Raw genomic sequence first — 21829 nt, 5'->3', positions numbered from 1 at the left:
CACTGTGGGAGGGGGCTTGCCCCCGATGACTGAGTGTCAGCCACTGATGCCTTGACTGATACACCGCCATCGGGAGCAAGCCTCCTCCCACATTTAACGGTGTCTGTCCGGGAAGTGGCGCCAAACCCCGGTGTTTGTGGCAAACTTCGCGCCCATAAATGCCGGGATCGTCGTAGCAGCGACGCGATGGAATAAAGCGTTGCCAGTTTGATGCCTGCTGGACGGAATCAAACGACCTAAAGTTTGGTACGACGGTACCAATATCTTCTGCCTGACAGATTTAGAGGAACGACCGTGCATAACGTCGTCATCAGCGGCACTGGCCTGTACACCCCGGCCAACAGCATCTCCAACGAAGAGCTGGTGCAGTCTTTCAATACCTATGTGCAGCAGTTCAACAGCGAAAACGCTGCGGCCATCGAGCGCGGCGACGTGCAGGCGTTGACTGAGTCCAGTGCGGCGTTCATTGAAAAGGCCTCGGGCATCAAGAGCCGCTTCGTGATGGACAAGGACGGCATCCTTGACCCTCGGCGCATGGCCCCACGCTTGCCCGAGCGCAGCAACGACGAATGGTCGGTGCTCTGCCAGATGGCCGTCGGCGCCGCCGAACAGGCCCTGCAACGCGCCGGCAAGACCGCCGCCGATATCGATGGCGTGATCGTCGCCTGTTCCAACCTGCAGCGTGCCTACCCGGCCATCGCCATCGAGGTGCAGGAAGCCCTGGGTATTGAGGGCTTCGGTTTTGATATGAACGTGGCGTGTTCCTCGGCCACCTTCGGGATCCAGAATGCCGCCAACAGCATCCAGCTGGGCCAGGCCCGGGCGATCCTGATGGTCAACCCGGAAGTCTGCACCGGTCACCTGAATTTCCGTGACCGCGACAGCCACTTCATCTTTGGCGATGCCGCCACGGCGGTGATCCTCGAGCGGGCCGACCTGGCGACCTCCGAGCACCAGTTCGACGTGGTGAGTACCAAGCTGCTGACCAAGTTCTCCAACAACATCCGCAACAACTTCGGCTTTCTCAACCGCACCGCGGAAGAGGGCGTCGGCGCGCCGGACAAACTGTTCGTACAGGAAGGCCGCAAGGTGTTCCGCGATGTTTGCCCGATGGTGGCCGAGTTGATTGGCGCGCACCTGGCGGAAAACCAGCTGGGCGTCACCGATGTGAAGCGCTTCTGGCTGCACCAGGCCAACCTGAGCATGAACCACCTGATCGTGAAGAAACTGCTGGGCCGCGAGGCCTCGGTGGAAGAGGCGCCGGTGATCCTCGATACCTACGCCAATACCAGTTCGGCAGGCTCGGTGATTGCGTTCCACACGTATCAGGACGACTTGCCCAAAGGCGCCGTGGCGGTGCTCAGCTCGTTCGGGGCGGGCTACTCCATCGGCAGCGTGATCCTGCGCAAACGCTGATGGCGGAGCGGGTCTGCGGGTTTACAGTGAGGTGTTGAATGGCAGCAGCGGACGACACGCATCTGCTTGAACGCCTGCTCAAGGGCGAGCAGCGGGCCTACAAGGAGTTGGTCACCACGTACCAGAGTGCGATGCGGGCGGTGGCCTATGCCATCGTCGGCCAGCGGCATGCCGATGAAGTGGTGCAGGACGCCTGGCTGTCAGTGGTCCGCAACCTCGCCAGGTTCGAAGGGCGTTCCAGCCTGAAGACCTGGCTGCTGACGATCACCGCGAACGCCGCCAAGGGCCGCTACAAGCAAAGTCGTCGGGAGGTGTTGCTTGACGACCTGCCTTCTCCCCATGGAACCATCGGTGATGAACGCTTTACGCCTGACGATGGGCACTGGGCCGTAGCCCCGTATGCCTGGCACCAGGACACGCCGGAAGCCTTGCTCACCGAAGAGGAATTGCGCGACTGCCTGGAGCACACCCTGCTGAGCCTGTCCGAATTGCAAAGCAGTGTGCTGGTGCTACGTGAACGCCAGGGCCTGGAGCTGGAGCAAATCTGTAATCTTCTGACGCTCTCACTCTCCAATGTGCGTGTGCTGCTGCATCGGGCACGGCTTAAAGTCTTTGCCACAGTGGAGCATTTTGAGGAAACGGGCGAATGTTGACGTGTAAGGAGCAAGTGGCACGTTCCAGTGACTACCTCGATGGGCAATTGACCTTCCGAGAGCGTCTGCTGGTGCGTCATCACTTGATGTTCTGCCCGAACTGCCGGCGCTTTATCCGTCAGATGCGCCTGATGCAGGCGACGTTGCGGATCATGCCGGACGAGCCGGTGAAGGATGCGGATGCGCTGGCCGAGCGGCTCGCTGCCGAGCGGCGTAAAGATGTGTAGGAGCGAGCTCGCTCGCGAAAAACGTCAACGATAACGCGGGTATCCAGGATAAACGCGCTGCCTGTTCGTTCTTCGCGAGCAAGCTCGCTCCCACAGGGTGAGGTTAGAACTTGGCTTCAGCATCCAGCTGCAGGGTGTTGGTGTTGGCATCACGCTGGGTACGGCTGGCGTAGTCAGCCTTGGTCAGGAAGTACGTGGCGCCCAGGGCGAAGTTCTTGTCGATGTCGTAGCTGACCTTCATCTTGTGACCGCGCGAACCGGTGGTGCCGTTGGCGAAGTCCGAATCGGTGAAGGCGCCTACCACTGCGTCACGTTGCGTATCGCGGTAGTTGTAGTCGAGGTTGAAACCGAACACCTTGGACTTGGCACCCACCAACCAGGCGGTGTCCTGATCGGTCACGGCATCGTTGTTTTTCACGTATTGGCCGTAGAAGGCCAATGGCACTGCCAGGCCGCCGATGTCGGCCTGGGCAAAGCCTTCATACAAGCGGAATTCGTTATTGGCCGAGTTGCCGTTGACCGCCAGTGCGCAAGGCGTGGTGGTGGTCGTGCAGCGGCTGTCCTTGTCGTTCTGGTAGGCGTAGACACTGCCGCCCAGGGTCATTTTCAGGTTGTCGGTCAGCGAGAAACGCGTGCCCAACTGGCCGGATGTCAGGCGCAGGTCGTGGCGAAATTGCACGCCGTCGCCGTCGACGTTGTCCTTGAGGTTGTAGTTGCCCAGGCTGCCGAACAGCTCGGCGCTGCCGCCAAGCGGGTATTTGTAGGTGACGGCCAGGCCTTCGGGGTTGATATCGCTGTCCCAGATCACATCGCCCATGCTCACCCACGGTTGCAGCATCTTGCCGCCGATCACGTGCAGATTCTTGATCTGGTCCGGGTGGTAGTCGATATAGCCGAGGTCCAGCCAGATCGATTTCTTATCGAAGTAACCATCCTGGTCCTGGTTGGTGGAACGCGCATCGTCACCGCCGCCCGTGGCGATACGGATACCGGTGTCCACCTGCGGGTTGATCTCGGTGTAGGCACCCAGGCGCGCGCGGATACGTTGACGGTCCTTGTCACGCCCACCGTTGTTGGGCTCGCCATCGATCTTGATGGTTTCCTGGCGAAAGCGCACATCGCCCTTGAACTGAGTCTTGGCGGCCCAGGCCAGCTTCTGGTCGAAGCTGCTCAGCTCGTTGGTCTTTTTCGCGGTGGCCGCGATCTGTTCGTTGGTTTCCTGTTGGGCCTGGCGTGCGATCTGCTGTTCTTTCTGGTCCTTGGCCAACTCGTTCTGCAATTCGGTGTACTGCGAAGCAGTGATCTGGCCGTTGGCCTTGAGCATGTCGAGCAACTTAGCGTCGACTGCAGCGCTGGCCGGAACGCTCAGGGCCAGTAACAGGCCGCCGCACAGGACCGCCGCAGTTTTAGTGGAAGCAAGACGCATATCAATCTCCGAAAGTGAGGAGGGGTAACAAACCCTCCAGGACACAACCGACCGATGACGGACGGAAAAAAGGCCACCTGGCAAACCCGGGTGCTCTAAAAACAGGCGTCAGTATCGCGACGGTTTATGACGGAGTAGTGGCTAAGTGATTTCATCTCCATGACAATTGGTTTGCCCACGGAACTATTGATTTGGAGTTGTGTCCTGGGTTTTTTCCGGGTGTGCACTCGGCTGTGATAGGCGATACTCGCCAGGCTTTCACGCCCAAGACACAGAGAAGATGCCGATGCCGCTGCAACGCCTGGACAGCCTGTCCGACATCACCCCGCAGGCCTGGGATGCCCTGGCGCCGCAGGCCCAGCCATTCGTGCGGCATGCGTTCCTGAGCGCGCTGGAAGACAGTGGCAGCCTGGGGGCCCATTCGGGCTGGCAACCGGAGCATTTGCTGCATTGGGAAGGCGAGCGGCTGGTGGCGGCATTGCCCGGTTATCGCAAGTGGCATTCCTATGGCGAGTACGTGTTCGATCACGGGTGGGCCGACGCCTGCGCACGCGCCGGCATCGACTACTACCCCAAGCTGCTGACGGCCGTACCGTTCAGTCCGGTCAGCGGCCCGCGTTTGCTGGCAGCCAATGCCGAGGACGGCTTCGAACTGTTGAACAGCCTGCCCGGTTACCTGGAAATCGAAGGGCTATCCAGTGCCCATGTCAATTTCACCGACGCGCTGGCCGATGACGCACTGGCCCGGCAACCTGGCTGGTTGCAGCGCCTGGGCTGCCAGTTCCACTGGCAGAACCGTGGCTACCGCGACTTCCAGGATTTTCTCGACGCCCTGAGTTCACGCAAGCGCAAACAGATGCGCAAAGAGCGCGAACAGGTGGCGGGGCAGGGTATCGAGTTCGAGTGGTTGCAGGGCCATGAACTGAGCGAAGCCCAGTGGGATTTTGTTTACGCCTGTTACGCCAACACCTACGCGGTACGCCGCCAGTCGCCCTACCTGACCCGGGCGTTTTTCAGCCTGCTGGCCGAGCGCATGCCCGAGGCGATCCGCGTGGTCCTGGCCAAACAGGGCTCACGCCCGGTGGCGATGGCGTTCAGCCTGATCGGCGGTGACAGCTTCTACGGCCGCTATTGGGGCTGCCTGGCAGAGTTCGACCGGCTGCATTTCGAGACCTGTTTCTACCAGGGCATGGACTATGCCATCGCCCACGGCCTGCAACGCTTCGATGCCGGTGCTCAAGGCGAGCACAAATTGATTCGTGGCTTTGAACCGGTGATTACCCGCTCGTGGCATTACCTGCGCCATCCGGGACTGAAAAACGCCGTGGAGGATTTCCTCGAGCGCGAGCGAGTGGGCATCCTGGCGTATGCCGAAGAGGCGAGGACGGCGCTGCCTTATCGGCAGGCTTGAGCCACCGGTCTGGCAGAACTGGTCAAAGAAGCCGAAATCGCTATTCTGTATGTACAAAAGTACATACAGGACGTGCCATGCATTTTGAGTGGGATGATTCAAAAAACAAGGCCAACATTGCTAAGCACGGCATCGATTTCAACGACGTTCCGGATATCTTCAGACATCCAATGCTGGCCTTGCGCGATGATCGAGCGGATTATGACGAAGAGCGTTGGATCAGTATTGGCTGGATCAAATTATTGATTGGTGTTGTCGTATACACCGAGCGGTGTGGTGATGTGATCCGTATCATTTCCGCCCGAAAAGCAACCAAGAAGGAGGCCAAATATTATGACGCAAACATCGAAAACTGATTGGGAGCGCCTGGCCAAGATGAGCGACAAAGATATTGATACCAGTGAAATTCCTGAACTGGATGCTGAGTTTTTTCGACGTGCTGAACTGCGTGTTCCTGTGAAGCAGGCGGTCACCATTCGACTTGATGCGGATGTTTTAGAGTGGTTCAAAGGTCAAGGCACTGGCTACCAAACCCGCATTAACCAGCTTTTGCGCCAGTACATGCAGGCTCATCAAGGCTGATCAATACGTCAAAAGTTCCGCCCTGCCTTATCGGCAGGCCTGACCGTAAGATCGTTCCCACGCGGAGCGTGGGAACGATCAAGGCCCGCTCTCATTTTTGAGTCTTGTGGGTCTCGATGCCTTCAATCGATGCCAACGAACCCACCCGTCTGGTGCTGCCACAACCGCGCATACAGCCCGCCATGGGCCAGCAGTTGGGCGTGGCTGCCGCTTTCGGCGATCTGGCCTTTCTCCAGCACGACCAGGCGGTCCATCCGTGCGATGGTCGACAGTCGGTGCGCAATCGCAATCACGGTCTTGCCCTGCATCAGGGTTTCCAGGCTCTCCTGGATCGCGGCTTCCACCTCGGAGTCCAGTGCCGAGGTGGCTTCGTCCATGATCAGAATCGGCGCATCCTTGAGCAGCACGCGGGCGATGGCGATCCGCTGGCGCTGGCCGCCGGAGAGTTTCACCCCACGCTCGCCCACATGGGCATCCAGCCCGGTACGGCCTTCGGAATCCGACAGCAGCGGGATGAACTCGTCGGCGCGCGCCTTGTGCACGGCGGCCCAGAGTTCTTCGTCGGTGGCCTGCGGCTTGCCATACAGCAGGTTGTCGCGGATCGAGCGGTGCAGCAGCGAGGTGTCCTGGGTGATCATGCCGATCTGCGCACGCAGGCTTTCCTGGGCAACTTCGGCGATGTCCTGGCCGTCGATCAGGATGCGGCCACCTTGCAGGTCGTAAAGGCGTAGCAGCAGGTTCACCAGAGTCGACTTGCCTGCGCCGGACGGCCCGATCAGGCCGATCTTCTCCCCGGCCTTGATCTCAAGGTTCAGGCCGCCAATGATCCCGCTCTGCTTGCCGTAGTGGAAATCCACCTGCTCGAAGCGCACCAGGCCGTGGGGCACTTCCAGGCGCGGGGCGTCGGCGCGGTCGACCACCGCGAGCGGCTGCGCGATGGTCTTGAGGCCATCCTGCACGATGCCGATGTTTTCGAAAATGCCGTTGACCACCCACATGATCCAGCCGGACATATTGACGATGCGAATCACCAGGCCGGTGGCCAGGGCAATGGCGCCGACGGAAATCAGCGACTGCGTCCACAGCCACAGGGCGAGGCCTGTGGTGGTGACGATCAGCAGGCCGTTCAGGACGGTGATGACCGCGTCCATGCTGGTGAGCACGCGCGCCGCCAGTTGGGTTTTTTCGGTTTGCTCGACAATCGCTTCCTTGGCGTATTCCTGCTCATTCTGCGTATGGGCAAACAGCTTCAAGGTGGTGATGTTGGTGTAGCCGTCGACGATGCGGCCCATGAGTTTGGAGCGTGCTTCGGAAGAGATCACCGAACGCTCCTTGACCCGCGGTACGAAGTAACGCAATGCCAGGCAGTAGCAGACGATCCAGATGATCAACGGAATCATCAGTCGCCAGTCGGCCTCGGCAAACAACACCAGCGAGGTGATGGCATAGATCGACACGTGCCAGATGGCTTCGGCCGTTGCCACCGCAGAGTCACGCAACGAGTTGCCGGTTTGCATGATGCGTTGGGCAATGCGCCCGGCGAAATCATTCTGGAAGAAATTCAGGCTCTGTTTGAGCACGTAGCTGTGGTTCTGCCAGCGGATCAGGCTGGTCATGCCGGGGTTGATGGTCTGGTGCACGAGCAAGTCATGCAGGCTGTTGAAAATCGGCCGCAGCAGCAGGGCGACCACGGCCATCCAGATCAGCTCGGTGCTGTGCACCTGGAAGAAATTCGCGGGCGGCGTGCCCTGGGCCAGGTCGATGATGCGGCTCAAGTAGCTGAACAGCGCGACCTCGATCAGCGCACCGACCAGGCCCACCACCAACAGCGCGGCAAAACACGGCCACACCTGGCGCAGGTAGTAGAGGTAGAAGGGCAGGACTTTATCGGGCGGGGCCGCGCTGGGAGCATCGCGGAAGATATCGATCAGTTGTTCAAAACGACGATAGAGCATTAGGCTTGACGCCCGCCGTGCGGGCTCTCCTTTCAAATGCGCACGTCACCTTGTGGGCAACGTGCGGAAGTTCCCGCTGACCTCAGTCGATGCGCTTGGCCGACTTGATCAAAACAGGATCGATTGGCACGTTCTGCATGCCTTGCTTGGTGGTGGTCTGGGAGTTGACGATGACATCCACCACGTCCATGCCCTTGACCACCTTGGCAAATACCGCGTAACCGGCATCGCGGCCCGGGTCGAGGAAGGCATTGTCGGCCACGTTGATGAAGAACTGGCTGGTGGCCGAGTTCGGGTCATTGGTGCGGGCCATGGACAAAGTACCGCGCACGTTGTGCAGGCCGTTGCTGGCTTCGTTCTTGATCGGTGCTTCGGTCGGCTTTTGCGACATTTGCTGGGTGAACCCGCCGCCCTGGACCATGAAGCCAGGGATCACACGGTGAAAAATCGTGTTGGTGTAGAAACCCTTGTCGACATAGGCGAGGAAATTCTTGGTGCTGATCGGTGCCTTGACCGGGTCGAGTTCGATTTCAATGTCGCCGTTGGTGGTGGAAATCAGTACGTGGGGCGCCTTGGCCGGTTCGGCCGCCATCAGGTTGGCAGCGAACAGAACGGAACCGGCAAGGAAGGCGATTTTTTTCAGCATGGGTCAGTGATCCTGGGTAATGGCGTCGACCGTCTTTAGAAAGTCGAGCAGGCTAGCGTTAAAGACTTCGGGTTGATCCAAGGGCGCGGCATGGTGGGAAACATCGATCACCACCAGTCGCGCATTGGGCAGCAGTTTTACATAGATTTCTTTCTGCGCCACGGGATGTAGTCGTGGTCGGCGTTGACGGTCAGGGTTTGGACAGATGATTCTGGAACGTTGTTCCTGTCGCCACAGCCCACAATCGCGTCGAAGCGCGCGGGATTGAACCAGGCCATGGATGAACTCCGTTTCAGGCTTGCCGGGGGGCCGCGAAGGGCGCATCCAGCGGAGCGGTATCAAAGGTGCGCAGCAATTCCACGAGGATCTGCGTCGCCGGCCCCAGGGGTTTGTCCTTGTTCGAATACAAATAGAACGTGGGGTGGCGGCTGCCGCCCTGTTCCAACGGCAGTTGCTTGAGCACGCCTTCGGTAAGTTCGCGCTCGATCATGTGCCGGGGCAACCAGGCAAAGCCCAAGCCGCTGCCCACAAACGCGGCGGCGGTGGCCAGGCTGCCGACGGTCCAGCGTTGTTCGGCGCCCAGCCAACCCACATCCCGCGGTTGCTGGCGCCCGGAGTCGCGGATGACCACCTGCATCTGGCTTTCCAGGTCCTGGAAGCTCAACTCGCGGTTCATGCGGTGCAGCGCATGCTCGGGATGGGCCACGGCGATGAATTCCACATCGCTCATTTCGGTGCCCAGGTAACCGGGAATGCTGAAACCGCAGATCGCCAGGTCAGCCACGCCTTCTATCAAAAGCTCCTCGACACCGGACAACACCTCCTCACGCAAGCGTACCCGGCACCCTCGGCTCTGCGGCATGAAAGCGGTCAGGGCACGTACCAGGCGCGCGTTGGGATAGGCCGCGTCCACGACCAGGCGCACTTCGGCCTCCCAGCCTTGTTCCATATGATGGGCGAGGTCTTCCAGCTGGCTGGCGTTTTTCACCAGTTGCCGCGAGCGGCGCAGCAGCACTTCACCCGCGTCGGTGAGGACCGCCTTGCGCCCGTCGATGCGCAGCAGCGGCACGCCGAGTTGGTCCTGCATGCGCGCCACGGTGTAGCTCACCGAGGACTGCGAACGGTGCAGCGCTTCGGCCGCCTGGGCGAAGCCGCCATGGTCGACCACGGCCTGCAACGTGCGCCATTGATCAAGGGTAACGCGGGGCGCTTTCAAGATGAGCTCCTCTTGTCCTAAGCTGGCGGTCCTTATTGGAGACTGCCGAATGAGAAAATTGTGTTGTGTGTGGCTGGCGCTGCTGCCGATGAGCGCGTTTGCGTACCCTATCGACGTGACCAAAAAGATCGACGGCGTGAGCATCGACTACACCGCGTCCGATGTGGACGGCGATATCAGCTCGATTCAGCTGAATAACTACGGCACCCAAGATGCGCTGTGCTCTGTAACCTTCACCAACGGCCCTGAAGCGCCGCGTCGGCGCACCGTCACCGTACCCGCCGGCAAAAGCACCAACACCACGGTCAAGTTCAACCGCGCGATCATCAAGATGCGCATCGCCCTGGGGTGCGCGCCGAAATAAAACGAAAGCGGAGCACGCCTGTAGGCATGCTTCGCTTATAAACAAATTTATAGATGGTTTATAGCAGTTTTTTGCGCTTTTTAATCGAAACGGCCATGGTTAATCTTTTCTGCATCGACTTACAGCATTTACCGATGGAGCCTACATAACCATGTCCAACGTTCTGATCATCGAGAGCAGCGCCCGCCAGCAGGATTCGATTTCCCGCCAATTGACTCGGCAGTTCGTCAGCCAATGGCAGGCCACTCACCCGGACGATCAGATCAGCGTGCGCGACGTGGCGCTCAACCCGGTGCCTCACCTGGATGCCAACCTGCTGGGCGGCTGGATGAAACCTGCCGAACAGCGCAGCCCGGTCGAACAGGCCTCGCTGGACCGCTCCAACGAATTGACCGACGAACTGCTTGCCGCCGACGTACTGGTGATGGCGGCGCCGATGTACAACTTCGCCATCCCCAGCACCCTCAAGGCCTGGCTGGACCACGTCTTGCGCGCTGGGGTGACCTTCAAGTACACCGCCACCGGGCCCCAGGGTTTGCTGACTGGCAAGCGCGCCATCGTGCTTACCGCTCGTGGCGGCATTCACACCGGCGCCACCTCGGACCACCAGGAACCTTACCTGCGCCAGGTCATGGCCTTTATCGGGATTCACGACGTCACCTTCATTCATGCCGAAGGGGTGAACCTGAGCGGCGATTTCCAGGAAAAGGGCATCAACCATGCCAAAGCCCTGCTCGCGCAGGTGGCTTGATCCTTTAATCGCCAGATAATCCCCCGGTGTTTATCTAGCGCCACGCAACCCCTTCATGTACGCGTACCGAACCTCCCTTTGCACTTGTTGCTCCTGAGTGCTCCCGCCCGACTGCCGCTTCAGCGAGGTCGGGTTTTTTTTGCCTCGAGTTTCTTCGCGCATCGAAAAGCTTTAATGTCGCGCCCATTCGGAACGAGGCGCACATGGGCTATCTACTGGTTGTCACCCTGATCCAGGCATTTTCCTTCAGCCTGATCGGCGAATACCTCGCCGGTCACGTCGACAGCTACTTCGCGGTACTGGTGCGCGTGGTACTGGCCGGGTTGATCTTTCTTCCACTGACCCGCTGGCGCTCGGTGGCACCGGCGTTCATGCGCGGCATGTTGGTCATCGGTGCGCTGCAATTCGGCGTGACCTATGTGTGCCTGTACCTGAGCTTCCGGGTACTGACGGTGCCGGAGGTGCTGCTGTTCACCATCCTCACGCCGTTGCACGTGACCTTGATCGAAGATGTGCTCAACCGGCGGTTCAATCCCTGGGCACTGGTCGCCGCACTGGTGGCGGTGGCGGGCGCGGCGGTGATTCGTTTCGACCAGATCACCCCGAACTTCCTGATGGGCTTCCTGCTGCTGCAACTGGCCAATTTCACCTACGCCGCCGGGCAAGTCATGTACAAGCATCTGGTGGCACGCTATCCGAGTGATCAGCCGCACTACCGGCGTTTCGGTTATTTCTACCTGGGTGCCTTGCTGGTGGTGTTGCCCGCGTTCCTGCTGTTCGGCAAGGCGGACTTTCTGCCCCAGGCGACGCTGCAATGGGGCGTGCTGGTATTCCTGGGGCTGGTCAGCACCGCGCTGGGCATGTACTGGTGGAACAAGGGCGCTTGCCTGGTCAATGGCGGCACTCTCGCGGTGATGAATAACCTGCACGTGCCGGTGGGGTTGCTGTTGAACCTGCTGATCTGGAACCAGCATGAGCCGCTGGGAAGACTGGCCCTGGGCGGCCTGGTGATTCTGGCGGCGGTGGCGGTCAGTCGATTGGGTATCAAGCCCGCCGCTGGCGTAAAGTCTGCGACCTGAGGTGCCAGCGATGTGTGAGCGGTAGTGAAAGTGTGTTATCGAAAGGAACGGTGTGGGGGTGGCAGAGTGGACAAGGTTGATGAACTGATAATAGCTGCCTTGAAGGATGACTCCCGCGTCAGCCTGGCGGAACTCGCGCGCCAGGTCCACAAGTCTCGAACCGCCGTGGAGTCGCGGGTTCAGAAACTGATCGAAAAGGGCATCATCCTGGGCTTCACCATCAACGTCGCTGACGATGATCAAACCCTGCAATCGGCATTCTTGATGCTCAAGCTCAACGGTAGCAGTTGCCACCTGGTGTTTCCGAAAATCCATCAGTATCGCGAGGTGGTGCAGGCCTATTCATTGTTTGGCGACGTGGACATGATGCTCGAGGTGCGCTACCGCAATTTCGAAGAGTTGATGGTATTCAAGGAAAGCCTGCTCAAGATCGAGCATGTGAACGAGGTGGTGGTCAACCCGGTGCTCAAGGCCTGGCGCCAGCCGCTACCGTCGCGAACGGCAGCGGCTGGCGCCCGATCAGGCTGACGCGTGGTGGTGGACGGTTTCGAGAAAGTAATGATTCAGGGCGGGCATTGTCTGGCGCAGGGTGTCCACGAATTCTGCGATGACCGTCTGGTTGAACTCAAGCGTGGTGTCGTCATGCCCCAGTACCACCACCAGCAGGCTGGATGATGCGTCGGTCAGTCTGAAATCATGGGCATCGGCATCGACTTTGCCGATGCTCGCCAGGGGCACGTCGCCGCAGGTGTAGACGATGTCGCCTGCGGGGATCATCACGTCCTTCTTGGCAAACAACGGGCGAAAGGCCCGCGGTTGCGGCGAACGCATGACGTGAATATCGTCCCGCTGATGATAGGTGTGTACGCCTATGCTGACGCCGTGCCGGATCGCCACGGCATTATAGGCATCGACGACGTTATTGATGGGGCGCACACCGTTGGCGATGAAGCGGCGCAGCAGTTTTTCGTTGGCGCTGACTGTGTTGGTGTAGCCGAGCTTTTCAAGCTGACGGGCAAAGCCTTCGTAAACGGGATTCGAATCCAGTTCGTTGAGGTGTGAGGCCACGTGGTTCAAGTTGCTCTGCAGGAGACTGACGAAACTCTGGTCGTCAGACACGCTGATGTTTTCGACAACGGCGGCGCAGGCATTATTGAGGCCCAGGTCGAGGGCTGACTGCTGGATGATCAAACGACTTTTCATGCTCTTAGCTCCATAGCTTCTTGCGCAGAAGATCGGTGCTGGCATCCAGCTGTTGCAGGCTTGGGTGCTGCAACCAGAACAGCCCGGGGCAGGTGGCGAAGTCGATTGTTACCGGCGTGGTGTCCCCCGGGCTGATAAAGAAGCGATGGCCGCAATAGGCTTCATCCTGCATGGCGCTCTGCAGCGCCTGCGGGGACGGGGCGGTAAAGGTGCGGCGCTCGTCGGAACAGAAAAAGCCGATACGGCCATGGCTGATTTCACGTGCGGCGCCGGCCGGCGGGCGGGGCCGGCCGAGGTAGCTGTCGATGGCCAGCGACAGCAGGTCCGGCTGGTACACCTGTTGAAACAGCAAAGGGGCGATGCCGCCATGCAAGCGGCCGCCTGCTTCAATCATCACCGGTCCCGTGTCCGACCAGATGATTTCCATATGAATCGGCCCGATCTCGATGCTCAAGGCCGCCGCTGCCAGGCGGGCGTAGTCGATCAGCGGTTGCAGCGCTTGTGCCTGGGGATCAAGGGTGTCCAGGCTTTCGTAGACAAACTTGCTGCCGTTTTTGTGGACCTTGGTGTATTTGCACACCGTGGCGATGGTGTACTCGCCGTCAAAGGCGACCATGTCCACCACGTATTCCGGGCCCGATACGAACGGCTGCACGATGAACCCGAGGTTGAACTCTCCAAGGTCGTTTTTCTGCCGCCAGGCTGCATTATTCAAGGCGGTTTCCACTTCGTGCCTGCCCTGGGCGAACACCACGCCTTCGGTGGCGGCCGAATTCAGTGGCTTGACCACATAGGTGGCCGCTTCCTCCAACGAGTCGACCACCTCGCGAATGCGGCTTGGCGAACTCAGTAGTTGGGACGCAATGTTCGCCAATCCCTTGTTCTTGAGCGCTTGCTGCATGGAAAATTTGTTGCGCCGCAGGTCGCTGGTGATGCGACTGTTGCCCGCAATACGCAGCACTTCGGTGAGGTAGTCGGTGAGGTAGATTGCGGTTTCGCAGCCTGCGATTACCGCGCTCAACGACTGTTTCTCCAGAGTTTCCAGCAAGCTCTCTTCCCAGTGGTAAACCTCTTCGAAATTTTCCCTGATCAGGTCATCGGTGAAGTGCTTGGGCAAGGTGTCGGTGGAAATCACCGCGATACATTTCACGCCCTGGGCCCGGAGCAACGGGGCGTAGAGTTTGCCGGTGGAGAACGGATCGACGATCAGTACGGTTTGCAATTGAGGCATTCCTTATTCAAGGGTCGCGGTGGCCGGGACCGCCGGCGTGAGGTTCCACGCCAGCACGGCGGCAGCCAACAGGCCGGCGGAGACGATCATCAGCAGGCGCGCACCTTCCAGCCCGAGGAATCCCGTAGTGGTAAAAAACGTCAGGATCATTGGCGCCGAACCGCTGACCAGCAGGTAGTAGAGCGAACTTTTTGCCGCGATCACGTCGGCCACCCGAGCGTTGGGCGCCGACTCGATCAGGTTTTTACGCAACTGGATGCGCAGGCTGTTGATGCAGAAGCCCAGCAGGAACGCGGCCACCATCATCACGTAGAGGTTCTGGAAATACACGATTGCCACGTCGGCCAGCAGCACCAGGAGGATGGCGCTGTAGCTGTTGAGCTTGATACGTGGCAGCACCGCCGCACTGAAGGCACCCAGGCCCGCCAGGCCGCTGGCCACGCCGAACAGGGTGGCGTTCCACTCGTTTAGCTTTTGAAACACGATTGGCACCAGGCTGTTGAAGGCGCCGATATGGAACCCGATCATGCTTAACACAATGATCAGCACGTAGAGGTTTCGCGGCAGGTTCAGCGCCTGGACCACGGGGCTGTCGCCGGCCTGCTCGGTGGTGTCGGCGCCGGGCGTGGCCTGTACGAACAGGATCGCCGCCAGCGAGACAATCGCAGCCAGGCTGATGATCTGGAGGGTCTGGCTGACGGAGAACACGTCCACGATCACCCCGCCCAGCAGTGCGCCGCCAAAGGCGCCGATCTGGATGGACGTTTGCATCAGCCGCGCCGAGGTGTCGCTGTCGGTGGCGCCGGCCAGTACCAGCTTGGTATTTTTCGACTCGAGGGTGCTGATGGTGAAGTAGTCGGTGACACCGACCACAAAGGCGATTGCCAAAAAGCCGATGGGCAACACGGCGGCGTCGGTGAACGACAGGCCAAGCACGGCGGCGAACGCGGTCAGGCGGATGTACAGCAGGCGTCTCATGCTCAGTTCAATGGTGAAGAATTTGCCGATGTATTGTTCGCACACATACGGCACCACGGTCGCCACGCACAGCGTAGCCCCCACCAGGAATGTCGAGCCGGTGGTTTCCAGGCCGAACCAGACCATGGCAATCACAATCGCCATGTCCAGGCCGGTAAACAGGGTCACGATCGAGTAGAACGCTGTCAGTGTTGATTTAGTGGTCATAGGGCTCAGTCGTAACGAGAAAGTTTGAGTAAAGGCACGCACCGTTCGGTGTCACCGACGACGGTACTGAACTGGTTTCTGACGCGAACGGTGGGGGGCGACTTCTTTTCCAGGTTGCACACCTTGTAAGCGTTGTCGTGCCAGGGGCAGATCACACTCTGCCCGTCGCCGCTGGTTTCACCCATGTGCAACGGGCCGCCGCGATGGGGGCAAGTGGTCGGCAGCAGCTGCGTCGAATAGGTATGGCGCTTGAGAAAATAAGTGGTGTCTTCCACGGCCACGTAGTTGGCGTCGGTCAGGTTCAGGCGGATAGCTTTCATGGGGTGCCTACTCAAAGTGCCGTGACGGTATAGGTGCAGGATGGGCTGATGACGCGCGTGCCATGCAGCATGCCCTTGGGAATCACCACGCCTTCCCCGGCCTTCAGGCGCACGCTGAGGTCCGGGCTTGCGACAAAATCCAGCTCGCCGGTTTCAACCCAGAACAGCTCGTCATTGGGGTGGGTGTGGGGCACCGAGAGTTCGTGCTCGGCCTCGGTAATGCGCAGGTCCACCGGCTTCTGGCCGTGGTGGGCGGCAGCCAGTGCACGGTGTTCATCCAGCTCGTCATGCCATTTGATATGGGCGTAGAGCTCTTCATCGGCGATGTCCTGCAGCAATCTGAACTCTTCGAAACCGCGGACCAGGTCGGGAATGATCTTGCTGCCAAATTGCTTGATCATCGGCAGGATGAGGCGCTGCAGGGCCATTCTTCCGTGATGGACATCGATGTGTGAATGTTCATCGAAATAGTCGGTGGAGACGCTGTCGCCGAAAATCGCCTTGATGGCGCTCGACTGATGCTTGGTGGTGAGGGCCAGGGTGGCCTCGGTGTAATACATCGCGCCGATGTAGCGGAACAGCTCGCCATGGTTGGCGGACACATAATGGAAGTAGTTGGTCAGCGACAAGGAACCGGCGGTGTAGAACTGCCAGTAATGGTGCACATGATGAGACATGCCCATGTCTTTGAGCATGTCTTCAAAAATGGTGCTGTGCTTCTTTTTATCGACGCCGTAGCCATATTCATCAATCAGGATCTTGAACAACTCGCTGGTGTACACGCCGCAGTTGCCCAGCACATTACGCGCCATCGCCGAGGCTTCACTGAGGAAGTCGCCGGCGCATTGGGTCATGAAAAAACGCGCGGCACGTTCAGGGTTGCGGCTGCTGGTCAGCACCTTGTGCAGCTTGGACTCCGACTGAGCAACATCCTCCAGGACCTTGTCGGTGTGTGCGACAAATGAATCCAGGCACCACGAACCGTTGATATGCACTTCTTGCTTGAGCCAGTCATACAAGTACTGTTCGAGCAATGGACGGATCTTCTTGCCGCTGGCGGCGTGGTCGGGGTTGTAGAACTGTTTGAACGCCTTGAGATCAAGTTCCATGGGCGGCTTGGGCAGAAACACCAGGTCCTGCTCATAGATATTCAATAACAAACGTTGTGCCAATAAATGATGGCTGTCTGAAAGTTGATCGCTTGTTAGACGAGTACTGATAATGACGTCTGATATGTCCTGCGGCCGAGAAGGGCGCTGGAAGGGGCTGTTGGTATAAAAGCTGCGCGGCTGAGCAAACGCGTGGGCATTCCCGTAGTGGTTGAGCGCCTCGGCATCCGAACTGAGTGCGAAGTGGGGCGCATCATCTGACAGCTTAGTTGTCCATAACATAAGAAATGCCTTTTGGCTGATTTGTTCGATGGCCAGATGCTATAGATTTGGTTTTTCTAAAAACAGATTGAAAATTGGGTGCGTAGATAGTGAATTTCACTAAACCAATAGGTGGAGTCTGCTTTGTGTTTTGAGTGAGTTGATTTATTTCAGGGCGACGACTAGACATGTTCGCCAGCTTTTTTCAGGCATGCGGGCTAATAGGGTCTTGAGGGAGAGGGAAGATGACAGTCAGCGTTTTGGTCCTGCCGGGCCTGTTCAACTCCGGTGAAGCCCATTGGCAATCGCAATGGGAGCGTCAGTTCCAAGGGTTGCAGCGTGTCGAGCAGCAGGACTGGCAAACGCCGGTCGCTGCCGATTGGGTGGCGCGCCTGAATCAGGCGATAGAGGCGGCTGACAGCGAGGTTGTGCTGGTCGCGCACAGCCTGGCGATTACCCTGATCACGCGCTGGGCGGCGCAGTATCCGCAGTCGAACAAGGTGAAGGGGGCCTTGCTGGTGGCACCGAGCGATACCGAGGCGGACTCGTACCCGGCGGGCACCACCGGTTTTATCCCGATGTCGATGCAGCGCCTGCCTTTTCCCACGATCGTGGTGGCGAGCACCAACGACCCCTACGTCACCCAGGAGCGGGCGAAAGCGTTCGGCGAGGCATGGGGCAGCGAACTGGTGTGGGAGCAGGACGCCGGCCATATCAACGGCGACGCGGGGTATGGGCCTTGGCCGAAGGGCTTGGAGTACCTTTACCAATTGACCGGTGACCCGCAGTTCCAGCTGAAGTAGCGGCCACTGCGAGGCGGCGGTCAAGCCCCTCGCCGCTCACCTGTCAGTGTTCCAGGGTTTCCACGGCCTGGGCATTCTGCGTCATCGCAAACAGCCCGCCGCGCAGGTCCGTGCCGCTTGGCTGCTGATACAGGCTCAAGCCGAACTCCGGCAACACCGCCAATAAATAATCGAAAATATCCCCCTGGATGCGCTCGTAGTCCGCCCACGCCGTGGTGCGGGTGAAGCAGTAGATTTCCAGCGGCACGCCCTGGGCGGTGGTCTGCATCTGGCGCACCATGCAGGTCATGTTCGGCTGGATGTCCGGGTGGCTTTGCAGGTACGCCAGGGCGTAGGCGCGAAAGGTCCCCAGGTTGGTCATGCGGCGGCGGTTGGCCGACAGTTGCGCACTGTGGCCCTGGGCCTCGTTCCAGGCCTTGAGTTCGGCCTGCTTGCGCCCGATGTAGCCGGTGAGCAGGTGCACCTGGGTCATGCGTTCTTCTTCGTCATCGCGCAGAAAACGCACGCCGCTGGCGTCGATGAACAGGCTGCGCTTGATGCGCCGGCCGCCGGAGGCCTGCATGCCGCGCCAGTTCTTGAATGACTCGGACATCAGGCGCCAGGTGGGAATGGAGACGATGGTCTTGTCGAAGTTCTGCACCTTGACCGTGTGCAGTGTGATATCCACCACATCCCCGTCGGCACCGACCTGGGGCATTTCGATCCAGTCGCCGACCCGCAGCATGTCGTTGCTGGTCAATTGCACGCTGGCGACGAACGACAGCAGCGTGTCCTTGTACACCAACAGGATCACCGCCGACATGGCACCCAGGCCCGACAGCAGCAACAGCGGCGAACGGTCGATCAGGGTGGCGACGATGATGATCGCGCCAAACACGAACAGCACCATCTTTGCCAGCTGCACATAGCCCTTGATCGAGCGGGTGCGCGCATGTTCGGTGCGCGCGTAGATATCCAGCAGCGCGTTGAGCAGGGCACTTATCGCCAGCACCATGAACAGAATGGTGATCGCCAGGGCCACGTTGCCGATGAACAGGATGGCGGTCTTGCTCAGGTCCGGCACCAGGTACAGGCCGAACTGGATCACCAGAGACGGCGTCATCTGCGCCAGGCGATGGAAGACTTTGTTATGCCGCAGATCATTGAGCCAATGCAGCGCAGGCTGCCGGCCGAGTAATTTGACCGCGTGCAGGATGAGGTAACGCGCCACACGCCCCACGACGAAGGCCACCACCAGCAATACCAGCAAGCCGAGGCTGGAATGCAGGACCGGGTGTTCATCGAGGGCGCCCCAGAGGTCTTGGACGTTGAGCCAGAGCTGTTTGATATCCATGGATTAACCGATTCTTCTGTAAGACAACACGGGCCGATTAGAGCATTTAAGTGCAACAAAGTTGACGCCACGGACAAAATCGCTGACAAAAAACCAGCTGATTAGCACCGTTCGCGTAAAGAAACTCGGTTTGGACGCCCGAAACCGGTAACCTATGCAGCTGATATTTTGTATTTCTTCGAGGTAGCACCCGTGTTTTCCCAATTCGCCCTGCACGAACGCCTGCTCAAAGCCGTGGCCGAGCTTAAATTTGTCGAGCCTACGCCTGTGCAGGCAGCGGCCATCCCGCTCGCGCTCCAGGGGCGTGACCTGCGGGTGACGGCGCAAACCGGTAGCGGCAAGACCGCTGCTTTCGTCCTGCCGGTGCTCAACCGCCTGATCGGCCCGGCCAAGGTCCGCGTCAGCATCAAGACCCTGATCCTGCTGCCGACTCGCGAGCTGGCCCAGCAGACCCTGAAGGAAGTCGAGCGCTTCTCGCAGTTCACCTTCATCAAGTCCGGCATCATTACCGGTGGCGAAGACTTCAAGGTCCAGGCCGCCATGCTGCGCAAGGTCCCGGATATCCTGATCGGCACCCCGGGCCGCATGATCGAGCAACTCAATGCCGGCAACCTCGACCTCAAGGAAGTCGAAGTGCTGGTGCTTGACGAAGCCGACCGCATGCTCGACATGGGCTTTGCCGACGACGTGCAGCGCCTGGTGGCCGAATGCGTCAACCGCCAGCAGACCATGCTGTTCTCCGCCACCACCGGTGGCTCGACCCTGCGCGACATGGTCGCCAAGGTGCTGAACGACCCCGAGCACCTGCAGGTCAACAACGTCAGCGACCTGAACGCGACCACGCGTCAGCAGATCGTCACCGCTGACCACAACGTGCATAAAGAACAGATCCTCAATTGGCTGCTGGCCAACGAGACCTATCAGAAGGCTATCGTCTTCACCAACACCCGCGCCGCTGCCGACCGGATCTACGGGCGCCTAGTGGCGCAGGAATACAAGGCGTTCGTGCTGCACGGCGAAAAGGACCAGAAGGACCGCAAGCTGGCCATCGATCGCCTCAAGGCCGGCGGCGTGAAGATCCTGGTTGCCACCGACGTTGCCGCGCGCGGCCTTGACGTGGATGGCCTGGACCTGGTGATCAACTTCGACATGCCGCGCAGCGGCGACGAATACGTGCACCGTATCGGCCGTACCGGGCGTGCCGGCAACGATGGCCTGGCCATCTCGCTGATCTGTCACGGCGACTGGAACCTGATGTCGAGCATCGAGCGCTACCTCAAGCAATCGTTCGAGCGCCGCACCATCAAGGAAGTCAAAGGCACCTACACCGGGCCGAAGAAGGTCAAGGCCTCGGGCAAGGCCGTCGGGGTGAAGAAGAAAAAGACCGACGCCAAGGGCGACAAGAAGAAGGCCGGCGCCAAGTCGCCGACCAAGCGCAAGATCGCCAACCGGCCGAAGACCGACAACCTGTCGCTGGTCAGCAAGGACGGCATGGCCCCGCTCAAGCGCCGCAAGCCGCAAGCGCCGGCTGCCGAGTAACATCCGTCTGACCGATCGTTCCCACGCTCCGCGTGGGAACGCCTCCCGGGACGCTCCGTGTCCACGCCTGCATTCAGCTTTTGGCTTTAGCCGCCGCTTCCTTGAGTTCCTTGAGCCGCGCATCAATCAACTGGCACTTGTCGGGAAATTCCGCGCTTTCGGTGTCCAGGTCCATTTTCTGCAACTCGTCATTCATCTCTTTGGCCTTGGTCGGGTTTTGCTCGGTGAGCTGGGTGACTTCCCGCGCCAGTTGCTCGCGCTTGGCGGTGGCTTCCTCAGGCGTGCAGGCCCAGGCGGGCACGCTGCTCAGCAGCGTAGCGGCGACGGCCAGGTTCATCAGGGTTTTCATGGGCGACCTCCTTGGCGATTGTGTACGGTTGAGGGGGCGAACGTCGGGAAAGTTCAGCGAAATGACGCCCGTCGATCAGGCTGAACGGCGGCTGACCTGGCGTGTCACACCTCCAGACGGGCTACTTTTCCGTGGGCCTGCAGGAGGAATCAGGATGACGACTTACAACTGGGATCTGATCGAACGTCTGCTGCATGAAGTGCAAAACGGCGAGGGTAGCTTTGCCCCGCGCAAATATGCCGAGCAGGAAGCGGCAGAGAAGGCTACGGCGGGCGAATCCGTAGGCAACCTGGATGCGCTGAAAAAGACGGCTGCCGATTACGAGGCGCTGTTGCTCAAGCGTGGATTTATCGAATCGCGTCCGCAGGAAGAAGGCGGCAATGGTGAGAACTTCATTTTGACCCCGCGCGGTTCGAGCCTGCTTTCCCTGATCGACAGTTCCATTCCAGGCGAACACCATCCACGTCATGTGCTGGACCAACAGGAAGATGCGCTGGACGAAGCGACCTTTGATCAGGTGGCCTCAAAGGCCGCAATTGCCGGCGGCGCCATCTGAAGACCGCGCATTACCCTATGGGAAGGGGCTGTCAGTGTAGGAGCGAGCTTGCTCGCGAAAAACTTACAGGCACCGCGTTCATTCAGACAGTGCGCGTTATCGTTGATGTTTTTCGCGAGCAAGCTCGCTCCTACAGACGGCGGTAGAGCTTGCCCCGATAGCGGTTTGTCAGTTACCAAAGATAATTCTGGCCCGCCGCTATCGAGAGCAAGCC

At 59.6% G+C, this 21829-nt stretch carries 24 protein-coding genes and 1 pseudogene; 13 read left to right on the top strand and 12 right to left on the bottom strand.

From position 1 onward, the window contains the following. Nucleotides 1-294 precede the first annotated feature (294 nt). Genes BOP93_RS19355 through BOP93_RS19345 form a run of 3 tightly spaced genes read left to right on the top strand, consistent with a single transcriptional unit; the run spans nucleotide 295 to nucleotide 2296 of the window. Nucleotides 295-1416, top strand: a complete 1122-nt coding sequence (locus BOP93_RS19355; RefSeq protein WP_065894405.1) for a beta-ketoacyl-ACP synthase III — start codon at nucleotides 295-297, stop codon at nucleotides 1414-1416. A 38-nt stretch (nucleotides 1417-1454) separates the two neighbouring features. Further along, nucleotides 1455-2069, top strand: a complete 615-nt coding sequence (locus BOP93_RS19350; RefSeq protein WP_104504300.1) for an RNA polymerase sigma factor — start codon at nucleotides 1455-1457, stop codon at nucleotides 2067-2069. Then, entirely contained in the window at nucleotides 2063-2296 is a 234-nt protein-coding gene (locus BOP93_RS19345; RefSeq protein ID WP_065887906.1) for an anti-sigma factor family protein, read from the top strand. Before BOP93_RS19350 ends, BOP93_RS19345 begins: the two co-directional genes overlap by 7 nt. A gap of 103 nt (nucleotides 2297-2399) precedes the next feature. On the opposite strand, the gene BOP93_RS19340 is transcribed toward BOP93_RS19345, so the two are convergent. Continuing rightward, the gene (locus BOP93_RS19340; RefSeq protein WP_104504298.1) at nucleotides 2400-3722 is read right to left on the bottom strand and encodes a putative porin; all 1323 of its coding nucleotides are present in this window, start codon (nucleotides 3720-3722) and stop codon (nucleotides 2400-2402) included. 286 nt (nucleotides 3723-4008) lie between these two features. On the opposite strand from BOP93_RS19340, the gene BOP93_RS19335 reads away from it, so the two are divergent. The 3 genes from BOP93_RS19335 to BOP93_RS19325 all read left to right on the top strand — a co-directional run bounded on the left by BOP93_RS19335 (nucleotide 4009) and on the right by BOP93_RS19325 (nucleotide 5715). Further along, the gene (locus BOP93_RS19335) at nucleotides 4009-5133 is read left to right on the top strand and encodes a GNAT family N-acetyltransferase (RefSeq protein ID WP_104505327.1); all 1125 of its coding nucleotides are present in this window, start codon (nucleotides 4009-4011) and stop codon (nucleotides 5131-5133) included. 77 nt (nucleotides 5134-5210) lie between these two features. After that, the gene (locus BOP93_RS19330) at nucleotides 5211-5489 is read left to right on the top strand and encodes a BrnT family toxin (protein WP_065894401.1); all 279 of its coding nucleotides are present in this window, start codon (nucleotides 5211-5213) and stop codon (nucleotides 5487-5489) included. After that, nucleotides 5467-5715, top strand: a complete 249-nt coding sequence (locus BOP93_RS19325; protein ID WP_065887908.1) for a BrnA antitoxin family protein — start codon at nucleotides 5467-5469, stop codon at nucleotides 5713-5715. Before BOP93_RS19330 ends, BOP93_RS19325 begins: the two co-directional genes overlap by 23 nt. Nucleotides 5716-5837: 122 nt before the next feature. Here BOP93_RS19325 and BOP93_RS19320 read toward each other — a convergent pair whose 3' ends face one another. From BOP93_RS19320 to BOP93_RS19310, 4 genes and pseudogenes are all read right to left on the bottom strand, one after another. Beyond that, entirely contained in the window at nucleotides 5838-7670 is a 1833-nt protein-coding gene (locus tag BOP93_RS19320) for an ABC transporter ATP-binding protein (protein WP_104504296.1), read from the bottom strand. An 82-nt stretch (nucleotides 7671-7752) separates the two neighbouring features. Then, nucleotides 7753-8316: a peptidylprolyl isomerase gene (locus tag BOP93_RS19315; RefSeq protein ID WP_065887910.1), complete on the bottom strand. Its 564-nt coding sequence runs from the start codon at nucleotides 8314-8316 to the stop codon at nucleotides 7753-7755. 3 nt (nucleotides 8317-8319) lie between these two features. Further along, nucleotides 8320-8576 (bottom strand): annotated as a pseudogene (locus BOP93_RS27910) (alpha/beta fold hydrolase); the annotation flags it as partial. Between the two features lie 32 nt (nucleotides 8577-8608). After that, nucleotides 8609-9532, bottom strand: a complete 924-nt coding sequence (locus BOP93_RS19310) for a LysR family transcriptional regulator (protein ID WP_104504294.1) — start codon at nucleotides 9530-9532, stop codon at nucleotides 8609-8611. A gap of 49 nt (nucleotides 9533-9581) precedes the next feature. On the opposite strand from BOP93_RS19310, the gene BOP93_RS19305 reads away from it, so the two are divergent. From BOP93_RS19305 to BOP93_RS19290, 4 genes are all read left to right on the top strand, one after another. Continuing rightward, nucleotides 9582-9896 carry a 3-phosphoglycerate kinase gene (locus BOP93_RS19305; protein WP_104504292.1) on the top strand — a complete coding sequence of 105 codons (315 nt, stop codon included), beginning with the start codon at nucleotides 9582-9584 and terminating at the stop codon, nucleotides 9894-9896. Between the two features lie 151 nt (nucleotides 9897-10047). Beyond that, nucleotides 10048-10647, top strand: coding sequence for an FMN-dependent NADH-azoreductase (locus BOP93_RS19300; protein ID WP_104504290.1), 600 nt, complete (start codon nucleotides 10048-10050; stop codon nucleotides 10645-10647). Between the two features lie 203 nt (nucleotides 10648-10850). Continuing rightward, nucleotides 10851-11726, top strand: a complete 876-nt coding sequence (locus tag BOP93_RS19295) for a carboxylate/amino acid/amine transporter (RefSeq protein WP_104504288.1) — start codon at nucleotides 10851-10853, stop codon at nucleotides 11724-11726. A gap of 66 nt (nucleotides 11727-11792) precedes the next feature. Next, complete coding sequence (locus tag BOP93_RS19290) at nucleotides 11793-12254, top strand: Lrp/AsnC family transcriptional regulator (protein WP_104504286.1); 462 nt, start codon at nucleotides 11793-11795, stop codon at nucleotides 12252-12254. Here BOP93_RS19290 and BOP93_RS19285 read toward each other — a convergent pair. Genes BOP93_RS19285 through BOP93_RS19265 form a run of 5 tightly spaced genes read right to left on the bottom strand, consistent with a single transcriptional unit; the run spans nucleotide 12246 to nucleotide 16825 of the window. Next, the gene (locus BOP93_RS19285) at nucleotides 12246-12929 is read right to left on the bottom strand and encodes a phenylalanine--tRNA ligase beta subunit-related protein (RefSeq protein ID WP_104504284.1); all 684 of its coding nucleotides are present in this window, start codon (nucleotides 12927-12929) and stop codon (nucleotides 12246-12248) included. The genes BOP93_RS19290 and BOP93_RS19285 overlap by 9 nt on opposite strands. A 4-nt stretch (nucleotides 12930-12933) precedes the next feature. Further along, the gene (locus tag BOP93_RS19280) at nucleotides 12934-14160 is read right to left on the bottom strand and encodes an ATP-grasp domain-containing protein (protein ID WP_237140375.1); all 1227 of its coding nucleotides are present in this window, start codon (nucleotides 14158-14160) and stop codon (nucleotides 12934-12936) included. Nucleotides 14161-14163: 3 nt separating this feature from the next. Beyond that, entirely contained in the window at nucleotides 14164-15345 is a 1182-nt protein-coding gene (locus BOP93_RS19275) for an MFS transporter (RefSeq protein WP_104504282.1), read from the bottom strand. A gap of 5 nt (nucleotides 15346-15350) precedes the next feature. Beyond that, complete coding sequence (locus BOP93_RS19270) at nucleotides 15351-15665, bottom strand: Rieske 2Fe-2S domain-containing protein (protein ID WP_104504280.1); 315 nt, start codon at nucleotides 15663-15665, stop codon at nucleotides 15351-15353. Between the two features lie 11 nt (nucleotides 15666-15676). Beyond that, nucleotides 15677-16825, bottom strand: coding sequence for an iron-containing redox enzyme family protein (locus BOP93_RS19265; protein ID WP_237140374.1), 1149 nt, complete (start codon nucleotides 16823-16825; stop codon nucleotides 15677-15679). A 455-nt stretch (nucleotides 16826-17280) separates the two neighbouring features. On the opposite strand from BOP93_RS19265, the gene BOP93_RS19260 reads away from it, so the two are divergent. After that, nucleotides 17281-17838 (top strand): RBBP9/YdeN family alpha/beta hydrolase, encoded by a 558-nt coding sequence (locus BOP93_RS19260; protein ID WP_104504278.1) that lies wholly within the window; start codon nucleotides 17281-17283, stop codon nucleotides 17836-17838. Between the two features lie 43 nt (nucleotides 17839-17881). Here the strand turns inward: BOP93_RS19260 and BOP93_RS19255 are convergent, their stop codons facing one another. Next, nucleotides 17882-19171, bottom strand: a complete 1290-nt coding sequence (locus tag BOP93_RS19255) for a mechanosensitive ion channel family protein (RefSeq protein ID WP_104504276.1) — start codon at nucleotides 19169-19171, stop codon at nucleotides 17882-17884. Between the two features lie 192 nt (nucleotides 19172-19363). On the opposite strand from BOP93_RS19255, the gene BOP93_RS19250 reads away from it, so the two are divergent. Further along, nucleotides 19364-20710 (top strand): DEAD/DEAH box helicase, encoded by a 1347-nt coding sequence (locus BOP93_RS19250; RefSeq protein WP_104504274.1) that lies wholly within the window; start codon nucleotides 19364-19366, stop codon nucleotides 20708-20710. 73 nt (nucleotides 20711-20783) lie between these two features. Here BOP93_RS19250 and BOP93_RS19245 read toward each other — a convergent pair whose 3' ends face one another. Beyond that, on the bottom strand, nucleotides 20784-21059 hold the full coding sequence (locus BOP93_RS19245) for a hypothetical protein (protein ID WP_065896261.1): 276 nt from the start codon (nucleotides 21057-21059) through the stop codon (nucleotides 20784-20786). Between the two features lie 154 nt (nucleotides 21060-21213). Between BOP93_RS19245 and BOP93_RS19240 the strand changes: the two genes are divergently transcribed. After that, nucleotides 21214-21615, top strand: a complete 402-nt coding sequence (locus BOP93_RS19240; protein WP_104504272.1) for a transcriptional regulator — start codon at nucleotides 21214-21216, stop codon at nucleotides 21613-21615. Nucleotides 21616-21829 lie beyond the last annotated feature (214 nt).

The sequence above is a fragment of the Pseudomonas orientalis genome, from assembly GCF_002934065.1.
GTDB classification, from domain to species: Bacteria; Pseudomonadota; Gammaproteobacteria; order Pseudomonadales; family Pseudomonadaceae; genus Aquipseudomonas; species Aquipseudomonas orientalis_A.
Note: the sequence above shows the minus strand (reverse complement) of the source record. Positions and strands in the feature narration are given on the sequence as shown.